The 15,476-nt window shown below is 37.7% G+C and carries 2 protein-coding genes; one reads left to right on the forward strand and one right to left on the reverse strand.

Annotated elements, in window-relative coordinates; genetic code table 11:
- Positions 1 to 503 (reverse strand): TetR/AcrR family transcriptional regulator (locus tag M4I21_RS18025; RefSeq protein ID WP_249560624.1); only part of this gene is annotated, 503 nt, incomplete at its 3' end.
- 601 nt (positions 504 to 1,104) lie between these two features.
- Here M4I21_RS18025 and M4I21_RS18030 point away from each other — a divergent pair.
- Positions 1,105 to 15,476: Ig-like domain-containing protein (locus M4I21_RS18030; RefSeq protein WP_249560625.1), on the forward strand; the 14,372-nt coding region annotated here is incomplete at its 3' end.

The following is a 15,476-nucleotide window of genomic DNA, read 5'->3' on the forward strand; positions in this document are numbered from 1 at the left end:
TCATTTGTGATCATACTAAACAACCAACGCATAGAAGATATAACCATAAAAGTAGCAAATTCGCTATCCATTTGCCTAAGAGCCCCTTGATTAATTCCGTCTTCTATAATATTACTTACTGAACTAATGTAGCCAGACCTCTTTTGTTTAAATTCTTCTAGCTTCTCACCTTTTAAACTTCTCCATTCGTATACAAAAAGAGAAACCTCATATGGTTTTGCTAAAGTATATTGCACGTGCTTAGAAATTACAAATTTTAATTTTTCAACTGGTGAATAAGAAGAGTCCATAATGTTGTCTAAATAGATAACAAACTCATCTAATGTAGCAAATATATAATCTTCTAATAAGGCTTCTTTAGAGTCTATATAATTGTACACATTTGCTACTTCAAAATTTAGCTCATGTGCTATATCACGCATTGTTGTAGCCTTAAAACCTTTTTCACTTATTAGCTTAAGTGTCTTTTCAAAAAATAATTCTTTTTTTGTGATCCTTTTCATAAAAGTCAATTTGATCTTGTTTTGATTGAGCTATGTTTATTCATAAAAAAACAAGACTCAAATATATGAACGAACGTTAACATTCCAACACAAAACACAATACTTTAGTATTCCTTTAACGTTTAAAGAGGACTACAATAATTAATTTATTATCAAACGTTAGTTAATAAGCAAACCACAGAAAAAACGAAGATAACATACATAAAAATAACTTTCACATACAAAACTGTGGTAACTCACAACAAAACTTCAGAGTTTGTCTTTTTTATTTATAAGTTAACAAATTGAGACATAATATACTGTGAGAATAAAAAACAAAAATTAGTATTGAAATAATATTATAAGCAGTATTTTTACTACAACCATTAAATAACACTAAAACACTATTATGAAAAATCCTATACCAAATTCTTTAAAAGTTTTAGAATAAGTCACACTTTTTACTGTTCTTATTACTGACTATAACATATAACTATAGTCGTACTAAAATTTACATTCAACTACATTAAATCTTTAATCATCATAAAAGTAATTTCAAAAAAATGTTTTGAATTATTTTACAGATATATTAAAGAATAAATAATTTCATAAATACCTCCAAATGTCTAAAAAATTTCACATTTTTTTAAACGTAGTTTTTCTATTTTTTGTTTCCTTTAGTTTTGGGCAACTAAGTGATTTGCATTATATGCCACCACTTACATCTGCCAGAGCAGGATATATAAAAGAGCAATCTGTGTATCTCTCCACTCCAGAAACAATACCTTTTAATGTAAATATATACATTGGTACTTCATTAACACCGGCAGCAACTGTTTCTGTATCAAATACAAATCCGTTTACTTATGTTTTACCCATACAACAAAATGGAATAACACTACTTCCTTCTGCCGAAGTTGGTTTCGTAAGCACCACGGGAGGCTTACGTTTTGAAGCCCCTGGTGGAGAAAAATTCTATGCAAATTACAGAGGTCGTAGTAATTCGCAAGGTGCATCATTAACCTCTAAAGGTCGTGCAGCGTTAGGAACACATTTTAAATGGGGAGGTATTCCTTTTGTACATGATAGAAGTATTTACAATTCTGCTTTAGGGATTATGGCTACAGAAGATAATACAACGGTAACCATTTCTGATTATGATACAGACTGTGTTTTTAGATTAGGTGCAGACCCTACTGGTTTAACAGATGACACCATAACAATAATCTTAAATAAAGGAGAATCCTATGTTTTAGAAGCTTTAGGTAATAATGGTGATGCCAATAGATATGGTTGGGTAGGTGCAGATGTAACATCAGATAAAGATATTGCCATAAGTAACGGTAGTATACTTATAGGAGTTCTTCCTGGATCTAATTTACAAGATGCTGGTATAGACCAACCTGTGCCAATTGATATTATTGGTCGTGAATATGTTTTTATTAGAGGTGGTGGTACAGATGCTTTAGAGTTTCCTGTTATTATTGGTACTGCAAGTGGTACTGATATTTTTGTGAATGGATCTGCAACACCAATAGCAACCATAAACGAAGGGGAGTATTTTATAGTGCCAGGATCAAATTATTCTGGTTCTACTGCTGGTAGTAATTTAACCGTTGTAACATCAAAAAACGTATATGCATACCAATGTTTGGCTGGTAGTACTTCTGCAGCTACAAACGGAATGAATTTTATTGCTCCTGTAAACTGTTTGTTACCTGACAATGTAAACAATATAAGTGCTATTGAAGATTTAGCAGGTAAAGCAATTAGTGGAAGTCTAACGATATTAGCTTCTAATAGTACTCCCGATGCTAATATTGTAGTAACAGCAAATAATATCCCCGTTACCTTACCTGCTTCTATACCTGCTACGGGCTTACCTTGGAAAAGTTTTTATATTCCTAATTTAACAGGTAATATTAAAGTACAATCTACTGGTGCAATTGCTGTAGGGGTTGTTGGATTAAGTGGAGCATTGGGTACAGGAGGGTATTTTTCTGGTTTTGATACCGTTCCTGTAGTTGATTACTCTATTTCAGGATCTGGTTGTTTAGGAAGTACAATAACGCTTACTGAGGCTTTTGATTCCTACCAATGGTATAACAATGGCGTGGCAATTGCTGGAGCAACAAATAATAGTTATACTCCAACAGAAATAGGAGAACATTATGTAAACGTTTCTAAAAGTGGCTGTGATTACAATTCTAACGTAATAGAAGTATTTTTCTGTAATCCAGACATATACATTAACAAGACTTCAGATAAAACAACAATATCCGAAGGTGAAACAGTAACATTTACAATTACAGTAGAAAGTCTAGGATTAGATAATACAACTGGTTTAGTAATTACAGACAACTTACCTGCAGGCTTAACACTTATTAGTGCTACGCCAAGCAAAGGTATTTGGTCTGCTCCAAACTGGAATGTAGGCACTATGGTTAAAGGAGAAAAGCAATCTTTAGTTCTTGTGGCTAGTGCCGATGATATAGATGCGCCAATTGCTTCTAGAAGTATTACAAATACCATTTCTAACACTCAAGATCAAACAGATTCCAATTCGTCTACAGATGACACAACAGAAGTTATTACTATAGAAAATTTAGATGATGACAATGACGGCGTTCCAGATACTGCAGACATTTGCGAAGGATTTGATGATACTATAGATTCAGACCTGGATGGAATTCCTGATGGTTGTGACAGTGACGATGACAACGATGGTATTTTAGATGTAGATGAATTTAATAAAGACTGCGGCTTAGTTGCTACAAATAACATTCATTTTACAAACTCTTCATATAATATAATTCCGGCAAATAGTAATGATGGCAATTTAATAGCATATATAAAAGATTTTGATAACGATATAACCGCCGTTGCAACTACTACAATTGGTACAGGTACTTTTCCTACTGGAAATCCAAATTATACAGATGGTACTATACAAGTAGACATGCAGACACGTAACTCTAATTCTAATGTTACAGGTACAACCACAGAAATTGTTTTTTCTCAGCTTATTTTATCTACTGAGTTTAACGTAAGAAGTTTAGCCAGAAATGCCTCTGGTAGTTATAATGAAAGTCAAAATATTAAATTTTACAACAATAGCGTTCAAATACAGTTTCCTGCAGATATTTATGCTAATAGCGGAACTATAGGTACAGGAGCTTCTTATGATCCAGTAACTGGAGAAGCTGTAGCTGCAATAGTCGGTGGTACTGCTCAAGAAGCAAATTTTAGATTTAATATAAATGAAGGAATTAACAGAATTGTAATAACACAATCGGCAAATGCCAATGCAGATAATATTGGTTGGAGAGTAAATACGTTATGCTCATTGTATCTAGATACTGATAACGATGGTATTTGGGATCATTTAGACTTAGACAGTGATAATGATGGTTGCCCAGATGCTTTAGAAGGTGATGCAAGTTATGATTATGGAGATTTAGATGGGAATTTTAGACTAACTGCAACAGTAGATGTTGCAGGTATTCCTGGAGGAGTTTCTCAAGGTATAGGAACTTCTGTAAATAATTTACTGCAAGCTGATGAGTGTTCAGAATGTAATCCTAATCATCCTTTATTTAAAGATGCAGATGGTGATACAATTGGTGATGTATGTGATGATGATGATGACAATGATGGAATAGCAGATGCTTTAGAATGTACGCCCGCAAAAGGTTCTATTTTAACTGGAGATGATTCTTTATTACTAACAGGAGAATATGATAATGGCGATGGAGTTGATCAACAATTCACAATCACCTCTACAGAATATAATATTTTAGATAAAACTGGAGGAGCTAATAATGGTTTACAAGTGAGATGGAATCAAGGTACAGATCCAACGGTACAAATGACACTTACCTTACAAGAGCCTGTAAATGCAGTTCAACAAGCAATTCGTGTTTCTTCTTATGAGGCTAATAGCGCCGTTGGTGCGATACAAAATGCCGATAAAACAGTTACAATTACATGGCCAGGTGGCGGTACTGCTGTTTTATCAGATCCATTGGGTGAAACAGATTTAGGTAATGGAGCAGTAATAACTTCAGGTACACCTTTTAAAGTTGCGCCTGAAGCAGCCGGACTTTCTAGATTGGTACCAGATTCTCAATGGTCTTTATTGATTGATACCAGTACAGGAATAACTTTCCCTATGGATATTGGGTATTATGCAGATGGTACTATAAATTCAAGTGCGAATCACGTAAATGAAGGTTTTGCCTTTAGATCGGTTTTAGCATGTGATATTGATAATGATGGTGTCGCAAACATATATGATCTTGATAGCGATAATGACGGAATTTATGATGTAGTAGAATCAGGTGGTACAGATGCAGACGCCAATGGTATTGCAGATGGCGCTGTAAGTGCAGATGGAATTCCTAGTACTGCTGGTACAGGTACAGTTCCGACGGAAACAACAACAGGAACTCCAGACTATTTAAATTTAGATAGTGATGCAGATGGTTGTTCAGATGCTAATGAAGCATATGAAAGTAGTACTGCAGATAATGGTGATGGTTCTGAATATAATGATGCCGATACCGCAAGCGCAAGCGATGGTTCAGGAAAAATATTAGCCAACGGATTGGTGGCTTCAGCTGCCTATAATACAGGTACTGTAACTGCAGTTACCACAGTAGATACAGATTTGGACGGCGATGGTTTAGTGGGTATTTGTGATCTAGATGATGATGGCGACGGTGATCCAGATGCTACAGATACAGATCCTTTAGATCCTTGCGTATACAGTACAAATCAAGTTCCAACTAATGCAGAAGCAAGCTGGAATGATTTGGATTGTGATGGTGATGGCGAAACCAACGGTTTTGAAATTACAAATGGTACAGATCCTGCAGATCCTTGCGAAGTTACCGTAGCAACAGTACGTGCTCCAAGCGATGAAAATTATGCAGTTTGGGCAGCTGAAGATTGTGATGGTGATACTATAGATAATGGTACAGAGGTTACCAATAGTACAGATCCTTTTAATACAGATACAGATGGTGATGGTGTACCAGACAATACAGATACTGATCCTTTAGATCCTTGTACTCCAGTACAAGCTGCCGGGTATACTGGTTACGATGCTAGCAATGCCATTTGGGCAGCGGCAGATTGTGATGGTGATGGTGTACTAAATGGTACAGAAGCTACAAATGGTTCTGATCCTTATAATACAGATACTGATGGTGATGGTGTACCAGACAATACAGATACTGCCCCATTAGACCCTTGTACTCCAGTACAATCACCTGGGTATACTGGTTATGACGCTACTAACTCTATTTGGGCAGCAGCAGATTGTGATGGTGACGGTGTACTAAATGGTACAGAAGTAACAAATGGTTCTGATCCTTATAATACAGATACAGATGGTGATGGTGTACCAGACAATACTGATACTGCCCCATTAGACCCTTGTACTCCAGTACAAGCGGCTGGTTATACTGGTTACGATGCTACAAACCCTATTTGGGCAGCGGCAGATTGTGATAGTGATGGCGTTATAAACGGCACAGAAAATATGAATGGTACAGATCCATATAGTTCAGATACTGATGGCGATGGTGTACCAGATACTACAGATATAGATCCATTAGACCCTTGTGATCCAGTACAAGCTGCAGGGTATACAGGTTACGATGCTAGCAATGCTATTTGGGCAGCGGCAGATTGTGATGGTGATGGGGTACTAAATGGTACAGAAGCAACAAACGGTTCTGATCCATACAATACAGATACAGATGGCGATGGTGTGCCAGACAATACAGATACTGATCCTTTAGATCCTTGTACTCCTGTACAAGCGGCTGGTTATACTGGTTACGATGCTACAAACCCTATTTGGGCAGCAGCAGATTGTGATGGTGACGGGGTACTAAATAGTACAGAAGTTACCAATGGAACTGACCCTTATAGTAACGATACAGATGGCGATGGTGTTCCAGATAATTTAGATACAGATGCATTAGATCCTTGTAGTCCTAGTCAATCTCCAGGATATATAGGTTACGATGCTAGCAATGCCATATGGGCTGCGGCAGATTGCGATGGCGATAATGTTACCAATGGTACAGAAGATACTTTTGGTACAGATCCTTATAACACCGATACAGATGGTGACGGTATTCAAGATGATGTGGACAATGATCCACTAGATCCTTGTGATCCAGTACAAGCTCCTGGTTATACTGGTTATGATGGTAGTAATGCTATTTGGGCAGCAGCAGATTGTGATAATGACGGCGTAATAAATGGTACAGAAGTTACCAACGGTACTGATCCATATAGTACAGATACTGATGGCGATGGTGTTCCAGATGATATTGACACAGACCCGTTAGATCCTTGTACTCCAGTACAAGCAGCAGGTTATACAGGTTACGATGCTACTAACCCAATTTGGGCAGCAGCTGATTGTGATGGTGATGGAATAATAAATGGAACTGAAGTTACCAATGGTACAGATCCGTATAATCCAGATTCTGATGGTGATGGTATTGATGATGGTCAGGAAGATACAGATGGTACAGACCCTTTAAATGATTGTGAATCTATAGGTGGTACTCCGCTACCAACAAGTGATTGTGATGGTGACGGTGTACAAAACTCATTAGATGCCTGTGAAGGTTTTGATGATGCTATAAATGCTGATGGTGATGCCTTACCAGATGCCTGTGATGACGATGACGATAATGATGGTATTCCAGATGCTGTTGAAGGTACGGGAGATTTTGATGATGATGGTATTCCAAATAGTTTAGATTTAGACAGTGATAACGATGGTATTCCGGATCTTGTTGAAACAGGCAATGGAAGTTTAGATACCAATAATAATGGATATATAGATAGTTCTGAAAGTGGTGTGGGTACCAATGGTATTCCAGATATTTTAGAAGATGGTGGTGTAGATGGTGCAGGTGTATCAACTGTTCCTGTAAATTCTGACGGTACAGCTGGTCCAGATTATTTAGATATCGATTCTGATAATGATGGTATTAAAGATTTAGTGGAAGGGCAAACTGACGCTGCTTTAATGCAATTAACGGGCAACGATGCTGATAATGATGGGATTGATGATGCTTTCGATGTTGATTTTGATCTTAATAATAGCCTTATCACTTCACCAGTAGATACAGATGTAGATGGTCGACCAGATTATTTGGATTTAGATAGTGATGCTGACGGAATCATTGATAATATAGAATGGCAATCAACTTCAGGTCACCTTTTTCCATCTTCAGATTCTGATGGTAATGGATTAGCTGATAATTATGAAGTTGCTCCTGCAGGCTCAGGAGAGTCTATAAACGAACCAACAAACACTGATGGTGCAGGTAAACCCGATTATAGAGATATAGATTCTGATGGTGATGGCGTTAGTGATTATGTAGAGGCATATGATCTTGACAAAAATAATACTGCAGATACGGCAATATCAGGAATAGATTCGGACAATGATGGTTTAGACGATGCCTTTGATTTAAGTATCTCGGGACCAAATGGTATCGCAGATCCAAACGGAGCATCAAATAATAATCAAGATGTGAACACTTTTCCAAATGATCAAGATTCATTTACAAGTGAGGTCGATTTTAGAGATGACAATGTGCACTTAGATCCCATAGATACCGATGGTGATGGGGTTGATAATCTTTTGGATATTGATAATGACAACGATGGTATTTTAGATTACGTAGAATCTTTAGGTTTCCAGCCTACAGACACTAAAGGAGTAGATTGCGGCATACCTCCTGGTTCTTTTACAGGTGGTGCATATATTGCAGGTACAGGTACTGGAGCAGGTACGTTAAATGCGGAATATAGATTCTCAACGGTAGTCACATCTTCTTTAGGTGTTCTAGATGCTATTGTAAAAATTACAGAAATAAATAATGCTACGTTAACATCTATAGATACAAATGCATCTGGTGTTAACGAGGCTTGGCAACCTACTTTTGATATAGATGGAACTAGTGATACAGGTTATATCTCTTTTAATATTCGTTTGGTAGCTACAACTACCGATTTTCAAGTAAACCTAATAAGATTTGGTGGTGTTATTTATGATATTGATGGAGCAAATACGAAAGAAAGTGTAACACTTCAACGTCCTGGTTTATATGCGGTAGATAGTAATTCTTTGCTTACGGTAACAGAAAACAATGCAACAGGTACGGCTACTTTTAGCGGTCCTGAACAAACATGGAATGGTGTTGATTTTGGACCTAGATTAGCTGCTTATTTTAATTACTATGAAACGTCTAATCTTAACATTACATTTACAGGAAAACTACTAACTGGTTTTACTTCAAGAGATTATTTAGGTTCTATACTTTTTAGAACTTGTGATATAAACGGGTTATTTACGCCTTCAAATACAGTATCAGCAAATAATACCGCTGGTACACCTCTTAATACTCCTTCCGGTCCAGGTACATCACCTAAGTATACAATATATCAAGGTATTGATTCTGATAACGATGGTATCGAAGATCATTTAGATATTGATTCTGATAATGATGGTATTCCAGATAATGTAGAAGCGCAACTTACTTCATCATATATTCCTAGAGGAACAGTTGATTCTGATACCGACGGGTTAGGAAATCCATATGAAGGTTCAGGTAACGAAGGTTTAACAGCTATAGATACAGATCTTGATGGAATTCCAGATTACTTAGATTTAGATTCTGATGAAGATGGTATAAGTGATAGAGTTGAAGCTGGTTTCACTTTAGCATCAAACAATTTAGATAATGATAATGATGGTTTATTAAATGATTATGATGATGTAGATACTCCAGGTACTCTTTTTGATACTAATGATGATCAAAATAATGGAGCTATAGATTTACCTAACATAGCGAAAACTACAACTCCAGAAGTTGATTATCGTGAAGTTGGTATTGATGATAATGATTTAGACGGAATTGCAGATTCTGTTGATTTAGATGATGATAATGATGGTATTTTAGATACTCTTGAAACATCGGGTACTAATCCAAGTGCCGATGATGATGATGATGATATTCTCAATTATAGAGATACTGATTTTGGTACTGATGCCAACGGAGATGGTATCGTAGATATTTTTGATGCTGATGGTGATGGAGTTCCGAATCACTTTGATTTAGATGCCGATAATGATGGTATTTATGATGTAGTTGAATCTGGAAGCAATCAAGCATTTACAGCTGGTGTTGTAGATGGTGCCGTTGGTACAGATGGTATTCCAAATACGGTACAAGCAAGTGGTCAGCAAAATAGTGGCGTTGTAAACTACACAGTGTCAGATTCTGAAAGTACATCAGATGGCATAGCAGATTTTCTTGAATTGGATGCTGATGGTGATGGATGTAACGATGTTATCGAAGCAGGATATACAGATACCGATGGTGATGGATATTTAGGAGACGCTCCTACCCTAGTTGATCCCAACGGAATAGTAATAGGAACTAGTGTTACTGACGGTTACACGACACCAAACAATTTAGACAGTACAACTGATACAGCATTCGATTTTCAGCAACCAGGTGTTGTACCTACAATAGCTACGGCAGCTGAACAACCGCAAGATGTATTAACAAATGGTAGTACTCCAGAGACATTTACAGTAACTGCTACAGGTACAGATCTACTGTATCAATGGCAAGTAGATGACCAATTAGGTGGTGGTTTTGTTGACATAGATGATGCAAATGCAACCGATATTTATTCAGGAAGTAGTACGGAAACACTGACATTAACAGGTATAACAACTACAGAAAACGGTTTTGAATATAGAGTGATAATTACAGAAACTAGCTTTGTATGTTCTCCTTTAACTTCAGATAATGCACTACTTACGGTAGATGCAACTCCGCCTGCTGTTCCTACAGTAGTGAGTCAAATTACAAATGATACTACTCCTGTTATTACCGGAACTGCAGAAGCAGATTCTACTTTAGAAATAGAAGTTGCAGGAGCAACATATACCATAATTACGGATAGCTCAGGCAACTGGACAATTGATACGGAAACAGCTACACCAGAAAGTGGAATATTTACACCAAATGTAAATGGTACAAATGAAGTAGCGGTAACGAGTACAGATGCAGCGGGCAATAGTACGGTAGATGTTACAACTTTAGAGTTGACGATTGATACTACGAATCCTGCGATTCCTACAGTAGTAAGTCAAATTACAAATGATACTACTCCTGTAATTACAGGTACTGCAGAAGCTAATTCTACGGTAACCGTAGAAGTTGGTGGTGCCATCTTTACAATTATTGCAGATGCTTCGGGCAACTGGACTCTAGATACTGAAACAGTTGCTCCAGATAGCGGAACTTTTGCTCCAAATGTAAACGGTGTAAATGAAGTTGCGGTAACAAGTACAGATGCAGCTGGTAATAGTACGGTAGATAGTACAACCTTAGAGTTGACAATAGATACTTCGGCGCCAACAGCGCCAACAGTTGAAATTACTGAAGACACCAATAATGATGGTTTAATTAGTGATACTGAACTTACGGGACCTATTAATGCTGTAGTAACGCTACCTGCCGATGCTGTTGCTGGTGATACGGTAACTATTACCGATGGTAATGGAAACTCACAAGACGTAGTGCTTACAGCAACTGATATTAGCAATGGCGATATAACAGTTATCATCGCTAATCCTGGTGAGAACGGGACTATAGTCGTAACCGCGAACATTACAGATGTTGCTGGTAATACAAGTGCAGACAGTGCTACAGATACTGCAGTACTTGATACAACCGCTCCATTAGCACCAACAGTAGTTATTACTGAAGATGTAAGTAATGACGGACTAATAAACGAAGATGAACTTGTTGGTGATATTGATGCTCGTGTAACGCTACCTGCTGACGCAGTTGCAGGCGATACCGTGACCGTTACCGATGGTAATGGAAACTCTCAAGATGTGATTTTGACAGCAACTGATATTACAAACGGATTTATTGATGTAGTAATCGCAAACCCTGGTGATACAGGTACAATTGTTGTCACCGCTAATCTTACAGATGTTGCAGGCAATGTTGGTCCTGATAGTGCTACAGATACTGCGGTACTTGATATTACGGATCCTTTAGCGCCAACAATACAAATTACTGAAGATGTTAATAATGATGAATTAATTAATGGAGATGAATTAGTAGGTGATTTAGATGCAGTGGTAACACTACCAGCAGGTGCAGTAGCTGGTGATACGGTTACGGTAACCGATGGTAATAGTAATTCACAAGATATAATACTTACGGCATCAGATGTTGCAACGGGTACTATAGATGTGATAATCATCAACCCTGGTGAAAACGGTACTATTGTATTAACTGCTAACCTAACGGATGTTGCGGGTAATGTGGGTCCTGATAGTGCAACTGATACTGCTACTATTGATACGACAGCTCCTGTTGCACCAATTATTGTAATTTCAGAAGATACCGATAATGACGGTTTAATAAACGAAGATGAATTGGTCGGCGATATTGATGCCCGCGTAACTTTAGTGGGAGCAGTATTTGCAGGAGATATAGTAACGGTAACAGATGGTAATGGAAACTCTCAAGATGTAGTATTGACTGCAACAAATATATCTGATGGATATGTAGATGTTGTAATTGCCAATCCTGGTGATAACGGTACTATTGTGGTAACTGCGAACATAACAGATGTTGCCGGTAATGTTGGTCCTGATAGTGCTACAGATACTGCAGTACTAGATCTTACGGATCCTGGTGCGCCAACAGTAATTATTGTTGATGATGGTAATGATGATGAGTTAATTAACGAAGATGAATTAGTTGGCGATATTGATGCAGCAATATCACTACCAAGTAATATAAGAGCAGGTGATACCGTAACCATAACAGATGGTAATGGAGGCTCACAAGATGTTATACTTACGGCAGCTGAAGCTACTAACGGATTTATAATTGTTGTAATTCCTAATCCGGGAGACGGAGGTACTATTAATGTTACCGCTTTTGTAACAGATGTAGCCGGTAATGTTGGTCCTGATAGTAATACAGATACGGCATTACTTGACCTTACAGATCCAAGTGCACCAACAATAGAAATTACCGAAGACACAAATAATGATGGTATCATTAGTGAAACTGAATTAACGGGCGATATTGATGCTCGTGTTTCTCTTCCTTTAGATGCCGAAGTTGGTGATACGGTAACGATTACAGATGGTAATGGGAACTCACAAGATGTGGTTTTAACCGCAACTGATGTCGCTAACGGATTTATTGATGTTGTTATTACTAATCCTGGTGATACGGGTACAATAGAGGTAACAGCTAACCTTACGGATGTAGCTGGTAACGTAGGTCCTAATAGTGCCACAGATTCTGCTTTAATCGATATTTCAGCTCCAAGTGCGCCACTGGTTGAAATTTCAGAAGATGTAAATAATGATGGCTTAATCAGCGCAAGTGAATTGTCTGGCGATATTGATGCTATAGTGACATTACCTATTGATGCAATTGCTGGTGATACGGTAACCATTACAGATGGTAACGGAAACTCACAAGATGTAATTTTGACTACGACAGATATAACAACTGGTTCTATAGAAGTTATTATCGCTAATCCTGGTGAAGCAGGTACAATAGTATTAGGAGCATTTATTACAGATGTTGCTGGTAATATTGGTGATGATAGTGTTACAGATACAGCAGTACTTGACACAACGGCTCCAACGGCACCAACTGTGGAAATTACAGAAGACACCAATAATGATGGTTTAATTAATGAAGATGAATTAACGGGTGATATTGATGCTCGTGTTTCGCTTCCTGCAGATGCTGAAGCTGGTGATACGGTAACCATTACAGATGGTAATGGTAATTCACAAGATGTGGTCTTGACTGCAACTGATATTACGAATGGATATATTGATGTTATAATTGCTAATCCTGGTGATACAGGTACCATAGATGTAACTGCAAATATTACAGATGTTGCTGGTAATGTTGGTCCTGATAGTGCCACAGATACTGCAGTACTTGATCTTACAGATCCTACGGCTCCTACTGTAGAAATTACAGAAGACACCAATAATGATGGCTTCATCAGTGAAGATGAACTGGTAGGTGATATTGATGCTGTAGTTACACTTCCTGCAGATGCAGTAGCTGGTGATACGGTAACGATTACAGATGGAAATGGTAACTCACAAGATGTGGTACTTTCTGCTGCAGATATAGCTAATGGAAATATTGATGTGGTTATTGCTAATCCTGGTGACGCTGGTACTATTGTACTAACAGCAAACATTACAGATGTTGCTGGTAATGTTGGCCCTGATAGTGCCACAGATACTGCAGTACTTGACCTTACAGATCCATTGGCTCCGACAGTAGAAATTACTGAAGACACTAATAATGATGGTTTCATTAGCGAAGATGAATTAGTAGGTGATATTGATGCACGTGTAACTTTAGTTGGACCGACATTTGAAGGAGATACGGTAACGATTACCGATGGTAATGGTAACTCACAAGATGTTATTCTTACTGCAGCTGATATTGCGAATGGATATATTGATGTTGTAATCGCCAATCCTGGTGATACAGGTACCATTGTTATAACAGCAAACATTACAGATGTTGCTGGTAATGTTGGTCCTGATAGTGCTACAGATACTGCGGTACTTGATCTTACAGATCCTACAGCGCCGACGGTGGAAATTATAGAAGACACCAACAATGATGGTTTCATCAGTGAAGATGAACTGGTAGGTGATATTGATGCTGTGGTTACGCTACCTGCTGATGCAGTCGCTGGAGATACGGTAACGATTACCGATGGTAATGGTAACTCACAAGATGTAATCTTAACTGCAACCGATATTACAAACGGATCTATTGATGTAATAATCGCAAATCCTGGTGATGACGGTACAATTGTTATAACAGCGAACATTACAGATAGTGCTGGCAATGTTGGCCCTGATAGCATTTCAGATAGTGCAACTTTTGACACTACAGATCCTACTGCACCAACCGTAGTTATTACAGAAGACACCAATAATGATGGCTTAATAAGTGAAGATGAGCTCATAGGTGATATTGATGCTGTAGTTACACTTCCTGCAGATGCCGTTGAAGGAGACACAGTAACTATTACTGACGGTAATGGAAATTCACAAGATGTGGTACTTTCTGCTGCTGATATAGCTAATGGAAATATTGATGTGGTTATTGCTAATCCTGGTGACGCTGGTACTATTGTACTAACAGCAAATATTACAGATGTTGCTGGTAACGTTGGTCCTGATAGTGCTACAGATACTGCAGTACTTGATCTTTCAGATCCTACAGTGGACAGCTTTAACACTATAGATAGTACTCCGGTATTAACGGGTCAAGGAGATCCTAACGAAATTCTTACAATAGAATTAGATACAAATGGAGACGGTGTAATTGATGTTACTTATTTAGTAACTACTGATTCAGCTGGAAACTGGACTTTAGATACTGAAAATCAATCTCCTATTAATGGATCTTTCCCTGTACTTGCTGATGAAGACGCAATTAATATTACAGCTACTGATCCTTCTGGAAACTCTAATACAGGAATTGTTACTATTTCTGTTGATACTGATGGGGATGGTATAAATGATAATGATGAAGTTACTTTAGGGACTGATCCTAATAATCCTGATTCTGATAATGATGGAATTAATGATGGCCAAGAAGTTACAGACGGTACAAATCCTTTAGATGATTGTGAATCTATTGGTGGTACTCCGCTACCTACTAGCGATTGTGATAACGATGGTTTAACTAATGCAGAAGAAGAAACTATTGGTACGGATCCTAATAATCCTGATTCTGATAATGATGGACTTTTAGATGGTGAAGAAGTAACTTTAGGTACTGATCCTAATAATCCTGATACAGATGGTGATACTATTCTTGACGGACAAGAAGTTACCGACAATACCAACCC

It is taken from the genome of Cellulophaga sp. 20_2_10, from assembly GCF_023476645.1.
Classification (GTDB): Bacteria; Bacteroidota; Bacteroidia; order Flavobacteriales; family Flavobacteriaceae; genus Cellulophaga.